This is a genomic window from Microbacterium sp. CBA3102 (genome assembly GCF_007954505.1).
In the GTDB taxonomy this organism is placed as follows: domain Bacteria; phylum Actinomycetota; class Actinomycetes; order Actinomycetales; family Microbacteriaceae; genus Microbacterium; species Microbacterium aurugineum.
The window spans coordinates 1,646,728-1,666,553 of record NZ_CP042412.1 but is presented as its reverse complement, the minus strand read 5'-3'; the positions used below and the strand labels follow the sequence as shown (position 1 = coordinate 1,666,553).

21 protein-coding genes and 2 tRNA genes are annotated in these 19,826 nt (G+C 68.2%); 6 read left to right on the top strand and 17 right to left on the bottom strand.

Features of this window, described 5'->3' with window-relative positions:
- Positions 1-70: 70 nt before the first annotated feature.
- Positions 71-1,006 (top strand): LysR family transcriptional regulator, encoded by a 936-nt coding sequence (locus FGL91_RS07920; RefSeq protein WP_416202658.1) that lies wholly within the window; start codon positions 71-73, stop codon positions 1,004-1,006.
- Between the two features lie 77 nt (positions 1,007-1,083).
- Here FGL91_RS07920 and FGL91_RS07915 read toward each other — a convergent pair.
- Both FGL91_RS07915 and FGL91_RS07910 read right to left on the bottom strand, forming a co-directional pair.
- A tRNA-Arg gene (locus tag FGL91_RS07915) sits at positions 1,084-1,156 on the bottom strand.
- Between the two features lie 64 nt (positions 1,157-1,220).
- Positions 1,221-1,805: a hypothetical protein gene (locus FGL91_RS07910; protein ID WP_047521226.1), complete on the bottom strand. Its 585-nt coding sequence runs from the start codon at positions 1,803-1,805 to the stop codon at positions 1,221-1,223.
- A 129-nt stretch (positions 1,806-1,934) separates the two neighbouring features.
- Here FGL91_RS07910 and FGL91_RS07905 point away from each other — a divergent pair, with 129 nt between their 5' ends.
- Positions 1,935-2,774: an SDR family NAD(P)-dependent oxidoreductase gene (locus FGL91_RS07905; RefSeq protein WP_153243557.1), complete on the top strand. Its 840-nt coding sequence runs from the start codon at positions 1,935-1,937 to the stop codon at positions 2,772-2,774.
- A gap of 7 nt (positions 2,775-2,781) precedes the next feature.
- Here the strand turns inward: FGL91_RS07905 and FGL91_RS07900 are convergent, their stop codons facing one another.
- The 7 genes from FGL91_RS07900 to FGL91_RS07870 all read right to left on the bottom strand — a co-directional run bounded on the left by FGL91_RS07900 (position 2,782) and on the right by FGL91_RS07870 (position 8,192).
- Positions 2,782-3,654 carry a hypothetical protein gene (locus FGL91_RS07900; protein WP_153243556.1) on the bottom strand — a complete coding sequence of 291 codons (873 nt, stop codon included), beginning with the start codon at positions 3,652-3,654 and terminating at the stop codon, positions 2,782-2,784.
- Positions 3,651-3,896, bottom strand: a complete 246-nt coding sequence (locus FGL91_RS07895; protein WP_047521232.1) for a hypothetical protein — start codon at positions 3,894-3,896, stop codon at positions 3,651-3,653. The genes FGL91_RS07900 and FGL91_RS07895 overlap by 4 nt, the downstream gene beginning before the upstream one ends.
- Before the next feature lie 109 nt (positions 3,897-4,005).
- The gene (locus tag FGL91_RS07890) at positions 4,006-4,671 is read right to left on the bottom strand and encodes a GntR family transcriptional regulator (protein WP_153243555.1); all 666 of its coding nucleotides are present in this window, start codon (positions 4,669-4,671) and stop codon (positions 4,006-4,008) included.
- Between the two features lie 124 nt (positions 4,672-4,795).
- Positions 4,796-5,437: an NADPH-dependent F420 reductase gene (locus FGL91_RS07885; RefSeq protein WP_153243554.1), complete on the bottom strand. Its 642-nt coding sequence runs from the start codon at positions 5,435-5,437 to the stop codon at positions 4,796-4,798.
- Positions 5,438-5,495: 58 nt separating this feature from the next.
- Positions 5,496-6,437, bottom strand: a complete 942-nt coding sequence (locus FGL91_RS07880; protein WP_153243553.1) for a GNAT family N-acetyltransferase — start codon at positions 6,435-6,437, stop codon at positions 5,496-5,498.
- A 16-nt stretch (positions 6,438-6,453) separates the two neighbouring features.
- Positions 6,454-6,888: a Fe-S cluster assembly sulfur transfer protein SufU gene (gene sufU / locus FGL91_RS07875; protein WP_153243552.1), complete on the bottom strand. Its 435-nt coding sequence runs from the start codon at positions 6,886-6,888 to the stop codon at positions 6,454-6,456.
- On the bottom strand, positions 6,885-8,192 hold the full coding sequence (locus tag FGL91_RS07870) for a SufS family cysteine desulfurase (RefSeq protein WP_153243551.1): 1,308 nt from the start codon (positions 8,190-8,192) through the stop codon (positions 6,885-6,887). The genes sufU and FGL91_RS07870 overlap by 4 nt, the downstream gene beginning before the upstream one ends.
- An 82-nt stretch (positions 8,193-8,274) precedes the next feature.
- Between FGL91_RS07870 and FGL91_RS07865 the strand changes: the two genes are divergently transcribed.
- The gene (locus FGL91_RS07865) at positions 8,275-8,922 is read left to right on the top strand and encodes a LysE family translocator (protein WP_153243550.1); all 648 of its coding nucleotides are present in this window, start codon (positions 8,275-8,277) and stop codon (positions 8,920-8,922) included.
- 25 nt (positions 8,923-8,947) lie between these two features.
- On the opposite strand, the gene FGL91_RS07860 is transcribed toward FGL91_RS07865, so the two are convergent.
- The 5 genes from FGL91_RS07860 to FGL91_RS07840 all read right to left on the bottom strand — a co-directional run bounded on the left by FGL91_RS07860 (position 8,948) and on the right by FGL91_RS07840 (position 13,245).
- A complete protein-coding gene (locus tag FGL91_RS07860) occupies positions 8,948-9,748 on the bottom strand; it encodes a DUF1206 domain-containing protein (protein ID WP_153243549.1) in 801 nt (266 codons plus the stop codon).
- A 68-nt stretch (positions 9,749-9,816) separates the two neighbouring features.
- The gene (locus tag FGL91_RS07855; protein ID WP_131494393.1) at positions 9,817-10,452 is read right to left on the bottom strand and encodes a GyrI-like domain-containing protein; all 636 of its coding nucleotides are present in this window, start codon (positions 10,450-10,452) and stop codon (positions 9,817-9,819) included.
- A gap of 91 nt (positions 10,453-10,543) precedes the next feature.
- Positions 10,544-11,410 carry an AraC family transcriptional regulator gene (locus FGL91_RS07850; RefSeq protein ID WP_153243548.1) on the bottom strand — a complete coding sequence of 289 codons (867 nt, stop codon included), beginning with the start codon at positions 11,408-11,410 and terminating at the stop codon, positions 10,544-10,546.
- Positions 11,411-11,491: 81 nt separating this feature from the next.
- On the bottom strand, positions 11,492-11,626 hold the full coding sequence (locus FGL91_RS07845; RefSeq protein ID WP_081996931.1) for a methionine/alanine import family NSS transporter small subunit: 135 nt from the start codon (positions 11,624-11,626) through the stop codon (positions 11,492-11,494).
- Complete coding sequence (locus FGL91_RS07840) at positions 11,623-13,245, bottom strand: sodium-dependent transporter (protein WP_153243547.1); 1,623 nt, start codon at positions 13,243-13,245, stop codon at positions 11,623-11,625. Before FGL91_RS07840 ends, FGL91_RS07845 begins: the two co-directional genes overlap by 4 nt.
- A gap of 111 nt (positions 13,246-13,356) precedes the next feature.
- Here FGL91_RS07840 and FGL91_RS07835 point away from each other — a divergent pair, with 111 nt between their 5' ends.
- On the top strand, positions 13,357-13,866 hold the full coding sequence (locus FGL91_RS07835) for a hypothetical protein (protein ID WP_153243546.1): 510 nt from the start codon (positions 13,357-13,359) through the stop codon (positions 13,864-13,866).
- A 48-nt stretch (positions 13,867-13,914) separates the two neighbouring features.
- Complete coding sequence (locus FGL91_RS07830; RefSeq protein ID WP_153243545.1) at positions 13,915-15,012, top strand: YihY/virulence factor BrkB family protein; 1,098 nt, start codon at positions 13,915-13,917, stop codon at positions 15,010-15,012.
- Positions 15,013-15,033: 21 nt separating this feature from the next.
- Here FGL91_RS07830 and FGL91_RS07825 read toward each other — a convergent pair whose 3' ends face one another.
- Both FGL91_RS07825 and FGL91_RS07820 read right to left on the bottom strand, forming a co-directional pair.
- A complete protein-coding gene (locus tag FGL91_RS07825; protein ID WP_153243544.1) occupies positions 15,034-16,341 on the bottom strand; it encodes a DUF2254 domain-containing protein in 1,308 nt (435 codons plus the stop codon).
- Positions 16,342-16,421: 80 nt separating this feature from the next.
- Positions 16,422-16,510 (bottom strand) — tRNA-Ser (locus tag FGL91_RS07820).
- A gap of 220 nt (positions 16,511-16,730) precedes the next feature.
- Between FGL91_RS07820 and FGL91_RS07815 the strand changes: the two genes are divergently transcribed.
- Positions 16,731-17,450: an ion channel gene (locus FGL91_RS07815; protein ID WP_153243543.1), complete on the top strand. Its 720-nt coding sequence runs from the start codon at positions 16,731-16,733 to the stop codon at positions 17,448-17,450.
- Positions 17,451-17,486: 36 nt separating this feature from the next.
- Here FGL91_RS07815 and FGL91_RS07810 read toward each other — a convergent pair whose 3' ends face one another.
- Complete coding sequence (locus FGL91_RS07810; RefSeq protein ID WP_153243542.1) at positions 17,487-19,754, bottom strand: glycoside hydrolase family 3 C-terminal domain-containing protein; 2,268 nt, start codon at positions 19,752-19,754, stop codon at positions 17,487-17,489.
- Positions 19,755-19,826: the final 72 nt, after the last annotated feature.

Sequence of the window (19,826 nt, the reverse complement as noted above, 5' to 3'; positions counted from 1 at the left end):
GGATCCACGCTAATTAGGGGATCCTAATAACTCCAATGCATAGTCTCACTGGAAACGATACGCGTAGACTATGGTCATGAACCTCGAGCAACTCCGCGGGTTCGTCGAGGTCGCGCGTCTCGGACACTTCACCCGCGCCTCCGAGCACCTGCACCTGGCACAGCCGTCGTTGAGTCGTCAGATCTCCACCCTCGAACGTGAGCTCGGCGCCGAGTTGTTCCACCGGGCACGGGGCCACATCTCGCTCACCGCCGCCGGAGAGACGCTCCTCCCCCGCGCGCAGCGCATGCTCGCCGATGCCGATGCCATCCGCGATGAGATGGGAGAGCTGGCGGGACTCCGCCGCGGACGCGTGCGGCTCGGGGCTCCGCCCACCCTGTGCATCAGCCTCGTCGCCGAGGCCGTCAGCTCGTTCCATGCCGCCTACCCCGATGTCGACCTGCACCTGACCGAGAGCGGCTCACGGCTCCTGGTCGAACAGCTCGCCGTCGGCGCCGTCGACATCGCGCTCATCACCGCGTCCGACGGTCTCCCCCCGGCCGGCGTGAGCCTGACCAGGATGCCGCTGCTCGCTGAGGAGCTCGTCGTGGTGTCCTCGGCTGCGGAGCCGCCGCTGGCGGATGGACCTGCCATCGACCTGGAACGGCTGGCCGCTCTCCCCCTCATCACCTTCGGCGAGAGCTACGAACTGCGCGCGACGACGGATGCCGCCTTCCGTGAGGCCGACCTGACACCTCACCCCGTGCTGGAAGGGGCCGAGATGGACACGGCCCTCCGCTTCGTCGAGCGCGGCCTCGGCGTCGCCGTGGTGCCGGCGATGGTCCTCTTCGATCGGCCGGGCCTGCGGTCGGTGCGACTCTCGCACCCCATGATGACGCGGACGGTCAGCCTGGCCCACCGTTCGGATGTCACTCCGGCGATCGCCGTGGCAGCGATGCGGAAGGCGATCGTGTCGACGTCCGCGGAAGTCGCGCGCCGCGATCCCGCGATCACGAGCCTGCTCTGACCGGATCCACGGCCGGAACAGCAGAAGGTCCCCGCCGCTTTCGCGACGGGGACCTTCTGTACTGTCTCAACACAGTGTGCGCCCGAAGGGACTCGAACCCCTAACCTTCTGATCCGTAGTCAGATGCTCTATCCATTGAGCTACGGGCGCCCAGCCCGCTCAGCGGGCCGTGGAACAGCCTACAACAGTCCAGACGCGAAAGCGAAACGAGACCTCAGTCCCCGGCCGCCGCAGCTTTCTGCTGTTTTTTCCGACGCTTCGCCTTCGCTCTCTGCTCCGAGGAGAGTGCCTGCAGGTCGACGAGACGCAGCGCCTGCATACGGGCTTCACGCATTCGCCCGTAGTCGGGATCATGGTCGGGGCGCATGCCCTCGACCCGCAACCGGCGGTCGAGGTTGTGCCGCACATCGGCCCAGGCGGCATCCCTGGCCTCTTCCACGATCTGCGCGAGGCTGTCGCGATCCTGCATCATCTCGCGCAGGCGCTCGGCCACCCCGGTGGACTGCTTCGCCCGGCGCCGGAGGTTGCGGACGTCGCGGTCACGATAGTCGTGCGTGCCCACCGGATCGGAGTGCCTCCCCCTCGCCCGCTTTCGCAGCGCCGTGACGGTGGCGGCGGCCTCTTCGGACTCCTCGGCCATCGCCCGCAGCGCTTCGCGCGCATCGTCGATGTATTTGTCCATGTCGAAGACGCCGTCTTCCGCGATGGTGCCGATGAGGATGTGGTTCTTCACGGCGAGGCGCGCGGCAGCGGTCGCGATCGCGACGCCTTCGGCGATGGCATCCGCTGTCCGTCCCACCGGTACCTCCTCTCCTTGAGCGTACCGGTATCACTACGGCCCGGTGTCGGCCAGAATGGTTCGAAATCAGCTTGCCCCACCCATCCGACATCCGCGGGTTCGCACCCGGGTCGCGCCCGCAGGAGACACATGAGACACCTCGATCTCGTCGGCAGCACCACGGTGATCACCGGAGCCGCGAACGGGATGGGCGCCGACATCGCCCGGCTGCTCGCCGCACGGGGAGCGCACCTGGCCCTGATCGACCACGATGCCGCAGCGCTCGAGGCGATCGCCGGAGAGCTTCACGACAGCCGGGTGACGACCCACGTCGTCGACCTCCGCGACGATCAGGCCGTGTTCGCCACCGCCGCCGCGATCGGCGACGCACACCCGCGGATCAATGCGCTGATCACGTGCGCCGGGTCGTCGATGCTCGGCAACCTCGACCAGCTCACGATGGAGGAGATGCGCTGGCTCACCGATGTGAACCTCTGGGGCACGGTCTCGATCACCAAGGCGCTGCTGCCGACGCTCCGCGCGGCACCCGCGGCGCACATCACCCATCTCGCCAGCGTCTACGCTCTGGCCTCCCCGGCCGGACGCATCCCCTACGCCATGAGCAAGTTCGCCGTGCGGGCCTTCTCCGAGGCTCTGCGGCACGAGCTCGAAGGCACGTCGGTGAGCGTCGGCGCGGTCTACCCCTCGGGCGTACGCACCGGGATCATCCTGCACGGACGTTACGCCGCGGCCATCGACCCCGCCGTCGCCGCCCGTGCCGCCGCCGCGCAGGCCGCGATGTACCACACGGAGCCCGCGGAGGCCGCCGCCCGCATCGTCCGGGCCACCGAGCGGCGGGCGGCGAGGACGATGGTCGGACGCGAGGCGCGCCTGATCGACGTCCTCGTGCGGATTCTGCCGTCGTCGTACTGGCGAGTGATGCGGCGACCCCTGCGCGACGCGGTCGACACGACCACCCCGGTCGGGTGAGGACGCCTCAGCGGACCGCGCCGACCCAGATCCCCGACGCCCAGGCCTGCTGTTCGCCGTTGCAGCCGACCGAGCCCGGATAGCCCCGGACGGCGGCCATGCAGTTGGCCAGGAACTCCGGGTCGCCGCCGAACATCGAAGCATAGGCACCCGACGACGTCAGCGCACCCCACACCCGGAACTGGTAGATGTGCGCGAGTTCGTGCGCCATCGCCCAGTTCAATCGGCCCGAGCTCCAGTTGGCGATGTCGGCGCGGTACTTGATGTACCCGTTGCTGTTGGCACATGCCGGTGCACTCCCGCCGGCGCACGACGAGGACTCGTACAACCCGACCCCGCCGCCCCCGACGAGGTCCAGTGCCGCCCGCACCCGGGCGTAGCCGCCGGGACCGCTCGAGGTCCAGGCCGGCCCTCCCGGTCCGGCGCTCTGCGCGGCGAGCGCCGCCTGTGCCGCTTGAACCTCGGTGCCGACCTTCTCCGTCAATGCATGCACCGTCGCAGTCGCCGCCGTCACCGTGTCCGGGTTCACCTTCTCGGCCAGCACCGTCTGCTGGGCGGAGAGGGCCGCGGCCCGGTGCGCGGCCGTGTCGACCACCCCGCGTGCCCCGTCCAGAGCGGCGGCGAAGGCGGTGAGCTCGGCCACGAAGGCCGGGCGGACGGCGAGCACCGCCGCTCGTTCCGCGGTGTCCCGCTCGGCGCGATCGACCGCCCCGTCGAGATAGTCGGTGCGCTGGGTCGTCTCGTGGTATTCCCGAGTGAGGGAGCCCAGCTCGGCCACCGCCACCGCACGTTCCTGATCCAGCGCGTTCGCCCGCGCGAGCACCCCGGCGGAGAGCATCACCGTCATCGCGACCACGACCGCCAGCATCCGGCGGATCACGGCAGGAACCCCGTGGTGTCCGCGATCTCGCCATCCTGCTCGGCGATCTGCGAGCGGAGGGCGGTGAGCTTCTCAGCGAGCTCCAGATTCTCGCCCTGGGACTCGTCCAGAGCACGCTCGACTCTCACGATCTCCGCCTTGACGGCATCGACGGCGGCTGCACGCTCCTGGTCGGCGAGCGCCACGACGACCACTCCGCCGAGCAGCAACAGGCATCCGACCGCGACAGCAAGATTCCGCATCTCGCTCCCCAGAACAGCGCAACATTTCCGGACCGACTCCGATCGCACCAATATACAACCGATGCCGTCGCCGGTGCCCCTGACTTCGCGCGGCCGACCGTCGTCGCGATCAGACCATCAGGTCGCTGCTGCGCGCGAGGCGGCGTTCCGCGGCGGCCTGGCCGCTGGCGAGGTGCGCCGGGATGATGCGGCGGAGCGCTCCCGTGTCACGAGCCGTCATGGCTTCCAGGATGATGCGATGCTCGTCGGCCATCGCGAGGAGGTCGTCGTGCTGACCGAAGAGCCACCTCAGACGCGTGAGGAACACCGCGATGAGTTCCCCGAACATCTCGTTCCCGGCCAGCTCGACCGCGATCTCGTGGAACTCCGCTGCGGCGATCCTCGCGGCCTCGGCGTCATCTGCTTCGGCGGCAGCGAGCTCGCGCTCATAGGCGCCGCGCATCCGTACGATGCCGGCCTCGTCGTGCCGCTCCGCCGCGAAGACGAAGATCAGCGTCTCGATGGCCTCGCGCACCTCAGCGAAGTCCTGGATGTCACGTCGGGTGAACTCGCGCACGACGGCCCAGGTGCGGGGGCGGGCGACGACGACCCCTTCGGCGACCAACGTGCGGATGGCCTCGCGGACGGGAAGGCGGGATACGTTCAGCTCGGCCGCGATGTCGCGCTCCACGAGCCGGGAGCCGGGGGCACGCCGCCCGAGCACGATGTCGTCACGGAGAATCCTCGTGACCCTCACCGACTCGAGTTCACCGTTTCCCCCCATAGCCCCCGCCATCTGGGCATTCTCGCACTCCGGGGTCGGATCATCAACTTTTTGGTATCCCAACACGCCCGGTTGTGCGCGCCCCGAGCGGGCACGACGAGTGCGCGATGCACCCCCACGCCCGCCCGGGCTCCGATCAGGGCAGCCGGTTGGCGGCGGCGATGTTCGCGGTCAGCTCCGCGGCGTTCTGCCGCACGACATACGCGGGACGATCGCGCTCGACTCGCCACGACTCGCTGAGCGGCCCGACGTTGACCGTGTCGAAGCCGGCCTCGTCGTAGAAGCGCGTCACGAACGCGACGGCCTCCGCGTCGTCACCGGCCGTGGCCAGCGCGCGTCGATCAGCGGTCCCGGCCGGCGTGCCGTCCGCGGTGATCTCGGACGCGTAGATGTGGTTGAACGCCTTCGCGATCTTCGACGTCGGGAGCGCGCGCTGCACGAGCTCCGACGTCGTGGTCTCTCCCTTGTCGAGGGCCTCGATGCGCCCGTCGCGCTCGAAGTAGTAGTTGTTGGTGTCGAGCACGATCTTGCCCGCCAGCTGCTCGGCCGGGAGCTTGTCGATCGCATGGAGCGGCACGGTCACGACCGCGATGTCCGCTGCGGCGGCGGCATCCTCCGCGTTGGCCGCTTTCGCCCGCGGTCCGAGCTCGGCGACGAGGTCGGCGAGGGTCTCCGGCCCGCGCGAGTTCGCGATCACGACGTCATAGCCGTTCGCCACCGCCACCCGGGCGACCTGGCTGCCGATGTGTCCTGCACCGATGATTCCGAGAGTTGTCATGTTCGGCCCAACGCAGCTCGCGCACGACTATTCCCGTCGCGTCCTCCGCTGACGCGCCTCAGAGCTCCCGAAGCAGGCTCTCCTCCGTGCGGCGATAGCCGAGCTGCTCGTACAGGTCGATCGCGCCGGTGTTGAAGCCGAAGACGTGCAGCCCGATGGAGTCCGCACCGAGCCGGCGGGCCTCGCGTTCGGCGGCGTGCATCAGCGCACGCCCGTATCCCTTGCGACGCTCAGCGGCGTCGACCTCGATGTCGAGCACGAAAGCATGAGGGCGACCGTCACGGACGCGCATGCCGAGCCAGAGGATCCCGACCTCCGCACCGTCCACCGAGGCGGTGAACAGTGCCTGCCCCTTCGTCTCCACTCCCTCCGGAAGCTCCGCGACCAGCTGGCGATGCGATTCGGCCGCCGCTTCCTCGGGCGAGTATCGGCCGGAGGCGACGAGATCATCGGCGAACCCCTTCTCCGAGGCGGCGACGAACCGGGGGAACCGCTCGGCCGTCATGGGCACGACGTCCACGTGCACGGGAACCTCCCGCACCGGCAACGGCTCGAGGACCATCTGGATCGACGCCACCTCGAACCCGCGCCCCTCCAGGAGAGCGTGACCCGCCGCGTCGTGCGGGAACAGCGGTGCGCTGATCCGCGCCACGCCCCGGTCCCTCGCGATCGCCAGGATATGCGCGAGCACATCATCGTTCCGGGCATCGGAGAGCGGCTCCTCGACGGCGAGCTCGAGAAGGAAGAGCTTGTGTTCACCGACCGCGAGCCAGAGGGTGCCGAGCTCGCGTTCGTGCTCGTCCACGATGCGCAGGATCCGCACGGTCGGGGTCGCGAGGCCGTCCGGCAGCAGCTCCGCGAAGAACGCGTCCGCGAAGTCGACCGCGTCCGCGCCGATCCGGTGCCCGGACACCCGGTTGCCGTCGATGACCCGCTGCCTGGCCGCGCTGCGCCACTCCTCGAAGCGTTCGGCGGGCAGAGGACTCAGCTGCAGAGGCATACGTCCATCCTGCACGTCACCCGCGTGTGAGCGCGTCCTCCGCGGCGACCCAGGCGAGCATGGCGCACTTCACGCGGGCCACGTACTTCGACACCCCTCCGAGAGCGGCCGCATCTCCGAGCAGCTCCTCGTCCGGTTCGATCTTCCCCCGCGACCTCATCGCCTCGCGGAACGCGGTGATCCGCACTTCGAGCTCCGCGACGGTCAGCCCCTCGGCGAGCTCGGAGAGCAGGGACGCCGACGCCTGGGAGATGGCGCATCCGTGCCCTTCCCACGCGATCGCCTCGACGCCGCCGTCGGGACCACGATGCACTTGCAGCGTGATCTCGTCACCGCACGTGGGGTTCAGCTGGTGCGACTGCGCCGCGATCTCGTCACGCAGACCGTATCCGTGCGGAGTGCGTGAGTGGTCCAGGATCAACTCCTGGTACAGGTTCTGCAGGTCGCTCATACGCCCCTCCGGAAGAAGTCGATCGCTCCCGCGACGCCCTCGATCACGGCGTCCACCTCGGCATCGGTCGTGTACAGGTAGGTACTCGCCCGCGTGGACGAGGTCACTCCGAGGCGCCGATGCAGCGGCTGCGCACAGTGGTGCCCGACCCGCACGGCGATCCCGAGGTCGTCGAGGAACTGCCCCACATCATGGGAGTGGATACCGGCGACATCGAAGCTCGCCAGGCCCACGCGCGGGAGATCGATGTCGGCGCCGAGCACGCGGACCCCATCGATCGCACCCAGACCGTCGACGAGGCGCCGACCGAACGCGGCCTCGTGCGCGGCGATGCGCGACATGCCCACCTCGGTCAGATAGTCCACGGCCGCGGCGAGCGCGATGGCCTGCGACACCCGTTGCGTGCCCGCCTCGAACCGCTGCGGCGGCGGAAGGTACTCGGCCTCCGTCGTCGTCACCGTGGTGATCATGGACCCGCCGGTGAGGAACGGCGGCATCGCGGCCAGCACCTCGCGCCGACCGTAGAGCGCGCCGATCCCGGTGGGGCCGAGCATCTTGTGCCCGGACAGCGCGGCGAAGTCGACGCCGAGCGCCCGCACGTCGAGCGGGAGATGCGGCGCCGACTGGCACGCATCGAGCACGGTCAGCGCGCCGACCTCGCGGGCCGCGGTGACGAGGGTCTCGACCGGATTGATCACGCCGAGCACGTTCGAGACGTGCGTGAACGCCACGAGCTTCGTGCGTGCGGTGATCAGGTCGGCGGCGACGTCGAGCCGCAGCGCGCCATCGTCGTCGAGCGGGATGACCTTCAGCGTCGCCCCGGTCCGCGCGGCGAGTTCCTGCCACGGGATGAGGTTCGCGTGGTGCTCCATCTCGGTGGTGACGATCTCGTCTCCCTCGCGGAGGCGGAATCGTTCGGCCTCCGCTCCCCCACGCCCGAGTGACGCGTTCGAGAGCGAGTACGCGATGAGGTTGATCGCCTCCGTCGCATTCGATGTCCAGACGATCTCGTCCTCGTCCGCCCCCACGAACCGTGCGATCGTGCCGCGGGCCTCTTCGAACAGCTCCGTCGCCTCTGCTGCCAGAGTGTGCGCGCCCCGGTGCACGGCGGAGTTCAGAGTGGTCGAGAACTCGCGCTCGGCGTCGAGCACCGCGAACGGGCGCTGCGCGGTCGCCCCCGAATCGAGGTACACCAGGGGATGCCCCTGCACCTGTGTGCGGAGGATCGGGAAGTCCTCACGGATTCGCCGCAGCTCGTCCTCACTCAGGGGGGCGATCACGTCGACGCCGGAAGAAACGCTCATCGTTCCAGTTTCCCACCTTCACGACAGGCGTGGGCCCGCACGACCGCTCGACCGCGGACGTCCGCCCCTCTAGGCTCGACCCATGATCGCCCCCGACACACTGCTCGCCCTCATCGCGGCGGCGTTCGTGATGGTGGTGATCCCGGGCCCCACCGTGCTGTTCACGATCGGACGGGCGATGTCGCTCGGGCGGATCGGCGGGTTCCTCAGCATCCTCGGGACAGCCGCCGGCTCAATCGTGCTCGTCGTCGGCGTCGCACTCGGTGTCGGCACAGTCATCGCGCAATCGGTCCTGCTGTTCACGATCATCAAGGTGCTCGGCGCCGGGTACCTCGTCTACCTCGGCGTCCAGGCGATCCGCCACCGGAAGGACGCGGCGCGCGCTCTCGTCGCGGAGCAGGCGAGACGCTCCGGATGGCGTCTGCTCCTCGAAGGGTTCGTGGTCGGCGTCACCAACCCGAAGTCGATCGCGTTCTTCCTCGCGATCCTGCCCCAGTTCGTCGACCTGCAGGCCGGGTCGGTGCCCGCCCAGCTCTTCGTGCTCGGTGTGATCGTCGTGGCGATCGGTGTGACCTGCGACGCGGTGTGGGTGCTTCTCGCCAGTGCGGCGCGCGGGTGGTTCGGCCGCTCTCCGCGGCGAATCGAAGCGATGGGCGCGACCGGAGGCGGGCTCATGATCGCTCTCGGCGCGTTCCTGCTCGTGTGGAGCGAGAAACCTGCGACCGCCTGAGCGGCCGGCGACGAGATACGCGGACTCACATGCGGGCGAACCGCGCGCGGGCGATGCAGAACACCCCGTAGACCGCCAGCCCCACCCCGACGGCACCGAGGAGGACGGGCCCGAACGGCAGCACCAGCAGGCTGTGCAGAGCAGCGTCCAACCCCGCTCCCTTCTCCGGATCCTGCGTCACGGCCGCCACCACGAAGAGCACCCCGGTCACCCCGACGGCGATGCCCTTGCCGAAGTACCCGATGACGCCGAGCGTGACGATGCCGCCGCGGGCGACTCCGGAGGGGAGGTCGAGCAGCTTCTCGAACCCGCGGGTGAACCCGCCGACGATGAAGCCGACCCCGACTCCCGCGACGGACAGGCCGATGACGACGAGCAGTGCCACTCCCCCGGGGGCCGCCAGCACGACCGCGCTGAGGGTCTTCGACGCCTTCTCCGAGTCGGCGTGGCCACCCACCGCGTAGATGAACGCCATGCCTCCGACGACGAGGTAGGCGAGGGAGATGCCGACGAGCTTGATCCGCTGACCCCACTTCTTCGTCTCGGCGGGATCGCTCGCGAGGAAGGCACTCGCGACCTGCCAGGCCGCCAGGGCGAACAGCCCCACGGCGATGAGCACCAGCAGCAACCCTCCCACGGGATTCTGACGGATCTGCTCCATCGCTCCGTCCTGATCCGCGTCACCGGATGCGCCCGCGGCGATGGAGATGGCGATGGAGCCGAGGACGACGTGGATCAGCCCGAGCACCACGAAGCCTGCGCGCGCGATCCTTCGGAAGGCGGAGGAATCCTTGGCGACCCGTGCGGCGTGCTTGACCGTGCTCATCGATGAAGAGTATCCGTCACGGCACACCGCCAGAAGAGGCTTGATTTCACGACGCAGTCGTGCGGGCGTCAGGTGGTCGGTGCCACCGGCTGCCGGAGGATCGTGCGCAGCTTCGCCGGATCGCTGCGACGCGGATCGCTCAGATAGATCTCATGGTGCCGCCCTCGCATCCGCAGCCCGTTCTCGGGGATGAAGCGGTGATGGAGATCGTCGAGCACGGGACCCTCGTCATCGAAGGGGCCGAGGTGCAGGGTCTGCACACAGATTCCTTCGTCGAGGGTCTCCAGTCGCACGCCTCCGAGTGCGGGCAACGGCTCCTTCTTCTTCGCCGCCTTCTGCGCCACGGCCTCCACGGCGTCGGTGAACATCTCCGCGGTGATGTGGTCGCCGACCATGATCATCATCGTCCACAGCCACGCCGACTTGTCGCGACGAGAGGTGAACGACTCCATGTCGGGCGCATGCCAGAGTCCTTCGAGTGGCATCACCACGGTGTCGATACCGAGTTCCTTCCGGCTGGCGAACTTGAGCGTGTACGCCACCGGGAACAGTGCGGAGACGGCTTCGGCGTACGCAGGAGCCGTGTTCGGATCCCCCGCTCCATCGATCGCCAGATACTGCAGAGGGGGAACCTCGACGACACGGAACTCACCCCGTTTCGCCTGGTACGCATCGAGCGTCTTCTTCGGGTCGATCGCCGCCATGACGTGCCTCCCTGGGTCGTGTGCCCAGTCTTGCATCGAGGTCCGACATTCGAGGCGGGGCGCACGTGAGTGACGTCCCGCCTCGCGGCCCTCAGCTCTGTTCGACAGGGAGCCAGAGCTCGCACGAGGCGAAATCGCCCGTGAACTCGAGGTAGCGCACGATCGAGGGGCCGGGGCGCAGGCGCCACGGATTCGACGGGAACCAGTCCGCCGCGGTGGCCGCCCACAGTTTCTGCAGTGTCTCGGGGAACGGCCCCCGCGCCGCGAACACGGCCCACGCACCCTGCTCTTGGGGAAGCGTGTCGAGGTCAGCGGGCACTGCGGTCGTGGGCTGCAACGCGACGCCGTGCAGATAGGTCAGCGCTTCTCCCTCCGCGGCGTCCGGAGCGATGTCGGCCGTGACGGCCAGGATGCCCGACGGCTCGGCATCGCCGAGGCTTTTGAGTCGCGCGTGCTCCTCGGGTGGTATCGCCGCGATGTGCGCCTGGATATACGGGTTGACGCCCTCGTGGATCAGTGGCACCTCGGCGGCATGGCCTGCGAGGGTGAAAGCGGGCTGGTGAGTGATGGTGACGTCCATCGGAGTGCTCCCTTCGACGCTCAGGCGGAACCGGAGCGTGGGTTGTGTACGGAGAGGACCCCCATCTCGGCGCGCATCAGCCGGGCTGATGCCGTGCACCGCACGGAACGCCCGGCCGAACGCCTCCACCGACCCGTAACCGTGCCGAACGGCGACCTCGAGCAGGCTCGACGCTCCGGTGGCGAGCTCTGCACCGGCGAGTGTCATCCGACGACGACGCACGTACTCCGAGAGCGGCATTCCCGCCAGCGCGGAGAACATGCGGCGTAGGTGATACTCCGTCGTGCCGTGCTCACGAGCGAACCCGGCGACGTCGATCCCCTCGGCGGGACCTTCGGCCTCGACGAGGTCGACCAGGGCGTTGAGCGAGCCGATCATGGGTCCTCCTTTCCCCACCATCGTCGCCGCGCGCCGCTCACCCGCACCCGACTTCTGCGGTCGGATGCGGTCATCTCCCGCTCAGAGCTCGACGGGCGGAGCGGGCTCCGTCTCGGCTTCTTCCGGGTGACGAGCGAGGTTCACGATCCCGGCGACCAAGCCGCCCCAGACCGTGACCATCGCGATGATCATCATGACGATCGCCGTCGTGGTCATGCGCCGGTTCCCTTCGTGGTCGTGTCGATCAGCGGGATCGCCGAGGTCTCCGCATCGGGTTCGTACTCTTCCTTCGAAAGGAATTCGTCGTACTCGGGATCGTCCTTCGCATGCGAACGCCCGCTCCACGGCAGAGCCGAGAGGATCAGCGCCAGCACGACCAGGGCGATGACCATCCCCCAGCCGAAGATCGCGAGGAACCAGGCAGGGTAGCCGCTGTAGGGCTCAGACGTCTTGGCGATGAGCTCGCTGATGAAGAGGTACCCGAGCACCACCGGCGCCAGGATGCCCACGAGCACCTTCCAGATCGTCCCTACCCGGAAGCTCGAACGCCGGTTCAGGTGCTCCGCCAGCACCGGCAGCTTGTGCAGCAGCCAGGCCACGACGATCACGGCCACCAGCGCGACCGCCATGATGCCGAAGGAGTTGACGAAGGCATCCGCCGTGTCGAGGACCGACAAGGCCGTGGTCGTCGAGAAGAGCGCCATCGAGATGATCGCCAGCGGGATCGTGACCGTGAGCGTGGTACGCACCCGAGCCCAGCCGAGCTTGTCCTGCAGCGCGGCCACGATCACTTCGAGGATCGAGATCAGCGAGGTGATACCGGCGAAGACGAGGGCGCCGAAGAACAGGACGCCGATGATCGACCCGCCTGTCGCCTGCGACACGATCGTCGGGAAGGCGATGAAGGCGAGTCCGATGCCGGAGGAGGCGACACCGGCTACCTCCGTGCTCTGCGCCTGCGCCATGAAGCCGAGAGCCGCGAAGACGCCGATCCCGGCGAGGATCTCGAAACCGGAGTTCGCGAAAGCGACGACGAGTCCCGAGCCGGTGAGATCGGTCTTGCGCTTCAGGTACGAGGAGTACGTCACCATGATGCCGAATGCGACGGACAGTGAGAAGAAGATGTGGCCGTACGCGGAGGCCCAGACGCCAGGATCGGCCAGGGCCTCCCAGTTCGGAGTGAAGAACGCGTTCAGACCCTCCATCGCACCCGGAAGGAAGAGGGACTGCACCACGAGAGTCGCGAACATGAGGGTGAGCAGAGGCATCAGGATCATGTTCGCCCGGCCTATACCGCGTTTCACTCCGAACGCCATGATCACGATGACGATCAGCCAAGCCGCGACCAGGGGGATGCCCACCTGCGGCACGAAGTCGGTCGATACGCCCACCTCGGCGACATCGGCCGAGCGGAGGAAGTCGATGAAGAAGAAATCATTCTCGTTGCCCGCACCCCAGGTGAGCTGGGCGGAGAACCACGTGTACATCGCGGCCCAGGCGACGATGACGGCGTAGTACACCGCGATCACGACGCAGATGAGGACCTGCCACCATCCGAGAGGCTCGGCCGCACGGTGCATCCGTCGGAACGCCAGCGGTGCCGACCCGCGGAAGCGGTGGCCGATCGCGTAGTCGAAGAACAGCAGCGGGATGCCTGCCGTGAGGAGCGCGCACAGATAGGGGATGAGGAACGCTCCGCCACCGCCTTCGTAGGCGACGTAGGGGAAGCGCCAGATGTTGCCGAGGCCGACCGCCGATCCGATCGCCGAGAGGATGAACACGTTGCGCGAGCTGAAGGCTTCGCGTTTATGGGTCTGCGTCGCTGCGGTGGCCATGCGGGCGAGACTACCCGAGGGGGACACCGGTTCACACTCCGTGTACAGAGTTCGTGAAAGCGCGTCGCGTAATCTCAACATATTGGGGACCTCTGGGGAGAGCGACGGGGCATGAACGCGAATGATCTGCTGATCGGCATACCATCCGGACTTCCGGCGCTCCCGGACGCGGAGAACCCCTTCCTGACGCCCGACGCTCTCATCGATGCCCAGATCACCCGGGTCATCGTCGATGTGCTGGGCGGATCGGTCGGCGTGCTCCTCGAACTGCGTCAATCCTCGCGCCTCCGCGGCAACACCGCCCTGCTCCGGGTGAAGGATGTCGCGCAGCAGAACTGGCTGTGCACACGGACCGCCAACGAGTTCACGGCCTGGTCGATCACCGGTTCAAGGGTGTACCCGCACGAGCGGGAGTTCCAGCTGATCATCGATTGCCTCCCCGTGGGCACCCTGCGCATCGTGGGCTCGGCGGCAGAGTTCGTCCTCCTCGACGCAGCCGGACTCGACACCGCGCCCCCGGACTACCGCTCCGCCCCTCAGTCCCTCGTCAGGTTCGGCGTCGCGGACGAGAACACCCCGGTCGAGCCGATCGGTGTGGCGCGATCCTTGCCGCTGCTGTAGCGCAAGGGGTTTCCGCTCGACACCTTCCGGCGGCGTAGCGTGAGAGACATGTCGGACACGGGAGCAGCAGATCGAGCGAAGCCTTCGACTCCTCTGCAGATTCGACGGCAGACCTGGACGTACATCGGGCGTCGCGCGGTCCAGGAGTTCGTCCGCGACGGGTGCGTGGACGCGGCGGCCGCCCTGACCTTCTTCGCCGTCCTCTCGGTCTTTCCGGCAGGGCTGGCGGTGATGGCGCTGGTCGGAGTGCTCGCGGATACGGACGAGGTGCTCGATCGGCTGCTCACGCTCCTCGCCGAGGTCGCACCCCCGGCCGTGACCGACACGCTTCGTGCGCCGTTGACCGATGCGGCAGGCACGTCCGCTGCGGGCATCACCTTGATCGTGGCCGTCGTCACCGCCGTGTGGTCCGCCTCGATCTATGTGAGCGGATTCGGTCGCATACTGAACCGCATCTACGGTGTCCCGGAAGGGCGACCCTACTGGAAGCGCAAGCCCTGGCAGCTGGGCGTCACCGTCGTGCTCCTCGCCCTCGCGCTGGTGGTCGTCGGGGTGGTCGTCCTCTCCGGGCCCGTCGCGCGTGCGGCCGGACATGCTCTGGGCATCGGCGACACGGCTCTGGGCGTCTGGGACGTCGTGAAGTGGCCGGTCCTGGCCACGGCCGTCGTCCTGATGATCACCCTGCTCTACAAGGGCACCTCCAATCTGAAGCAGCCCCCGCTTCGGTGGTTGGGGCTGGGTGCGGCGTTCGCCGTCGGGGTGCTCTCCCTCGCCTCTGCCGGCCTCTTCATCTACGTGTCGAACTTCGCCGACTACAACCGGACGTTCGGCTCGCTCGCCGGGGTCGTGGTCTTCCTCCTGTGGTTGTTCGTCATCAACGTGGCTCTGCTGATCGGCGCCGAGTTCAACGCGGAACTCGAACGCGGCAGGCAGCTCCAGGCCGGGCAGAAGGCGGAATCGGAGTTGCAGCTCCCCCTCCGCGAGTCCACCGTGGTCGACCGGACCGAGCGCTCGCGCGAGATCACGATCGAACGCGGCACCCGTCTCCGCCGAGGGGAGACGCTCTCACCGCGCGAAGACACGGTGTTCCAGAGGGCTAAGAGGTTCCTGGATCGCCTCTGGCATCGAAACGATCGACGCTCCTGACCCCACGCTGTCGCGAGGTCGTCAGGGCAGGCGGCGGACGGTGTCGTCCAGCCGCTCGAGCACGGGGGCGGCATCGGTGGGCGGCGGATCCGTGGCGACGTAGGCCGAGCGGAACGCGGCGATCTCGTCCCGCAACCGCAGACGATCTCCCCCGGTCATCGCGGCCTCCAGCCGTTCGAGGAGCCCGACGCCCGCACGCACGACGAGCGGGTGGTTCATCCCGTACGTGCGAAGGGCCAGAAGCGCGTCGGCGATCAGCTCGATGGGAGACGGCCAGCGGCAGACGACCCGCAGTTCGCCGTCGTCGCCGGGATACCTTCCATCTGCCGCCGGACGGCCGCAGAGGGTCACGAGGGCCGAGCTCAGCGCATCGATCGCAGCCACCGCCGTGTAGGGGTCGTTGGTTCCCGCTGCGAGCCCGCGGACGCCGATCTCGGTCAGCCCCTGAACGGCGAAACCGAGGTCCTGGTGGGGAGTGCGCGCCGCTCCGACGGCGATCGCGGACGTGATCGCCTTCGACGCCGCCTTCTCCGTGCTTTCGTCCCGTCCCTGATTCCGGGAAACCAGAGACTGAGCGATCACCTGGCCCTCCAGCACGTGGGTTCCCGGCGGAGTGGCTATGCGGACGACGACCTGATGCGCGCGCGCGAAAGCGACGAGGTCCTCGAAGTCGACGTATTGCACATAGCCCGAGGAGGTGGCGAAGAACTCCTCGTGGACGATGAGGTCATCCGGTTCCGTCGCCACCGTGTCGCGGTCCGACGCGTCGGGGTAGAGGAGGTCGATGACCTCGACGAGCTCCCTCAGCACCCGCCCCTGCAGGGTGGTCACCTGGACCGACCTGGCGATGTGGTGGATGAAGTACACGAGCACCGCGACGTCGGCGATCGCCAGGAAGACGGCGAACGTCACTGCCGTGACGGGGACGAACGCAGAGATCGAGTCCTGCTCGGTCCGCACCGCGCGCAGCACCACCAGCGTGTAGAGGAACGTCGAGGTGAGGACCGCGAGGACGAACTGGTTCCCGCGGTCCGCCATGAAGTTCCGCACCAGGCGGGGCCCATAGGCCGATGATGTCGTGGCCAGCACCGAGATCGTGATCGAGAAGGATGTCGCCGCCACCCCGAGCATGGTCCCGCCGATGACGGTGAGGATCGCGCGCCCGCCCGTCGCGGACAGATCCGCCAGAAGGGCGCCCGAGGTGTCGCCGTTCGCGAGCAGCAAGCGGTCGAGCTCGGTCAGTCCGATCGCGAGGGCGATCGCCGCCACCCCGAACACCGTCGGCAGGAACCAGAAGGACTCGCGAGCGCGAAGGAACCAGGTACGCATTCCCGAAGGTTAGTCGTGGATCGGCCCACAGCACACGACCTGACGCGTGGCGGGGGCGGATGCCCTCCCTGGAAAAAGTGCGGAGACGAGGGGATTTGAACCCCTGGTCCCCGTGAGGGGACTCCACCTTAGCAGGGTGGTGCACTCGGCCGGACTATGCGACGTCTCCAGGCATCCGACCCGAAAGCACGGATGCACCTCACCATCATAACCGGAATGGCGAGCTGTCACGAACCGGCGCCCGCATCGCCCGGAAAGGGTGACACTCGCCGACCGCTCGGTCCGCACGGATGCCACGATGAGCGTGCGACGACGCCCGCACCCGCCCCGGAGACTCTCCTCCGGCCCTCCGGCTCCCGCGCCGTCGACAGACGGGGGCGAGGTGCGATATGACGGGGATGCGAGAGTTCCAGACGGGTGCGACACCGACGTCCGGCACCGTCTTCGACGGGGTGTCGGGATACGTGATCATCTTCGCGCTGCTCGTCGTCTCCTACGCCTTGTGCGCGGCACAACGCGCCACGGATCCGAGCCCGTGGGCGTTCCTGGTCATCCTCGTGACGGTCGCCGTCGTGTTCCGCGTGACCGGGACACCGCCGATGATCCAGCACGTGGCCTGGGTGATCCTGTCGGCGGCCGGGCTCGCGACGATCATCACGGCGCTCAGCAGCGCGGGCGGGCACGTACTCGACATCGTGTTCTCGACCGCGACCATGGTCGCGCTCCTCGTGGCGCCGGTCGCGATCATCGGTCACCAGGTGAAGCGGCGTGGGCTCAACCTCGAAGCGCTCCTGGCAGCCATCACGGCCTACGTCTTCGTCGGCCTCTTCTTCACGTTCGCCTTCAACCTGCTCTCCCTCGTCTCCCCCGCCTCGATCTTCGATGGCACGGACGACGACTCGCTCGCCAACCAGCTCTTCTTCTCGTTCACGACGCTCACGACCACCGGTTACGGCAACCTCGTCCCCTCCACCGCGACGTCGCAGGCGGTCGCCGTCGCAGAAGCGATCACGGGACAGCTGTTCCTCATCACGGCGGTCGCGCGCATCATGCGCGGCGCAGGCGCTCGCGCGGGAGTCGCCGCCCCATCCTCCGAGGAGTCACCCTGAGCGAGCGGGCATCATCGCCGTCGACCGCCCCGTAGCTCACTCCCCGGCGTTCGCCGCGGCCACCAGCTGCTCGATCTGTTCGAACGTGACGGGCAGCCCGGGGAATCCGGCGAGGCGGCCGATCGGGAACGATGCCATCATCTTCTGCATCGCGTCGTCGTTCGGCATCATCGACGCAGCAGCCGCATCGCCACCACCCATCAAGCCACCGAGGGCCTGCTGCACGATCGGCCCGGCGACCGGGTGGGACATCAGATCGCCGACCGAGGAGTTCATGGTCAGCTCCTGATGCACCGGGTCGCCCACGATCTCGACCGAGACGGTCGAGCGGAGGTCGCGGCTCGACGCAGCGACATCGACCGTGTAGGTGCCGCCCTCGACGATCCAGCCATCGATGCGCACGTCCCAGTAGGCCAGGTCCTCGCGCCGGACGGTGAGCTCGACGACGCGCGCCTCCCCTGCGCCGAGGGCGACGGACGCGAACGCCTTGAGCTCACGAGGCGCCCGCTGCACGATCGACTGCGCAGGGGCGACGTAGACCTGCACGACCTCACGGCCGTCGCGGCCGCCGGAGTTCGTGATCTCGACCCTCACGGTGATGTCGCCGTCCGTGCCGACCTCGGCCGTCGCGGGGCCGTACTCGAACGTCGTGTACGAGAGCCCGTGGCCGAACGGGTAGGTGACATCCAGGCGTTTCGCGTCGTACCAACGGTAGCCGACGAGCAGCCCTTCGCCGTAGCGCACGTGCCCGAACTCTCCCGGGAAGTTGCCGTAGGAGGGGTTGTCCTCCAGCCGCACGGGCACGGTCTCGGTGAGCTTGCCGGAGGGGTTGACGACGCCGTAGAGCACGTCGGCCACAGCGCCACCTCCGGCCTGCCCCAGCAGCCAGCTCTCGACGATGGCCGGCACACGGTCCGCGAAGGGGAGAGCCACCACTCCGCCGTTGGACAGCACCACCACCACGCGAGGGTTCACCTCGAGCACGGCATCCAGCACCGCGATTTGTGCTGCGGGCAGGTCGATGTGCTCGCGATCGAAGCCCTCCGACTCCTCCGCGGCAGGCAGACCGAGGAAGAGCACGGCGACGTCGGCGGAGCCCGCCGCGTCGACAGCCTCGGCGCGGAGGTCATCAGCCGACCGTCCCTCTGCCGCGATGGCGCCGCCCTCGACCGCGAAACCGGGCGCGTACGTGACCTGCTCCCCGCCGAAGGCCCGCATCTCGTCCAGCGCGTTGTCGATCCGGGTGGGATTGATCAGCGACGAACCCGCCCCCTGGAAACGGGGCTCGGTCGCGAAGGCCCCGATCACGGCGACCTTCTGGTCCTTCTGCAGAGGCAGCAGTGCGTCATCGTTCTTCAGCAGAACGATCGACCGTCCTGCGGCCTCACGGGCGAGTGCATGGTGCGCGTCGACATCGAGGGGGCCTTCCGCGACCGGGCGCGCGCCCGCCTTGCGAACGAGGTCGATCGCGCGGTCGGCTGCGGTGTCGAGGACACTCTCGTCGAGGGTTCCCGCGCGCACCGCGGCGACGAGCTGTGCGTCCGTGCGTCCGCCGGAGGCGGGCATCTCCAGGTCGAGGCCCGCAGCGACACCGACGACGCGATCGTTCACCGCGCCCCAATCCGAGACGACGAGACCGTCGAAGCCCCAGTCATCACGGAGCACGCTGGTGAGCAGCCAAGGATCCTCCGAGGTCCAGACCCCGTTGAGCTTGTTGTACGAGCACATGACGGTCCAGGGCGACGCGTCCTTCACGACACGCTCGAATCCGCGCAGGTAGATCTCGCGAAGCGGACGGGGGTCGACGTCGGAGCTCGCTCGCATCCGGTCGAACTCCTGGTTGTTCGCCGCGAAGTGCTTGAGCGAGGTGCCGACCCCTTGCGACTGGATGCCTCGGACCGAGGCGGCCCCGAGCACTCCGGAGACGATCGGGTCCTCGGAGAAGTACTCGAAGTTTCGTCCGCACAGCGGTGAGCGCTTGATGTTGATGCCGGGTCCGAGCACGACGGCGACGTCCTCGATCGCGGCCTCGACACCGATCGCCGCACCGACCCGCTCGATGAGTTCGGGGTCGAAGGAGGAGCCGATGCCGACAGCCGGCGGGAAGCACGTGGCCGGAACGCTGCCGGCGAGTCCGAGGTGGTCGGTGCTGCCTGCCTGCTTGCGAAGCCCATGAGGACCGTCGGTCATCATCACCGAGGGGATGCCGACCCGATCGACGGCTTTCGTGGTCCAGAAGTCCGCGCCGCTGGTGAGCGATGCCTTCTCCTCGAGGGTGAGGTCGGATGCCGAGATCTCGGTCATGGTCTTCCTTTCGCGGGGACAGCGATGTCTTGCGAAAACCTTACGTGATTCAGTATTAGATTTCAAACAACA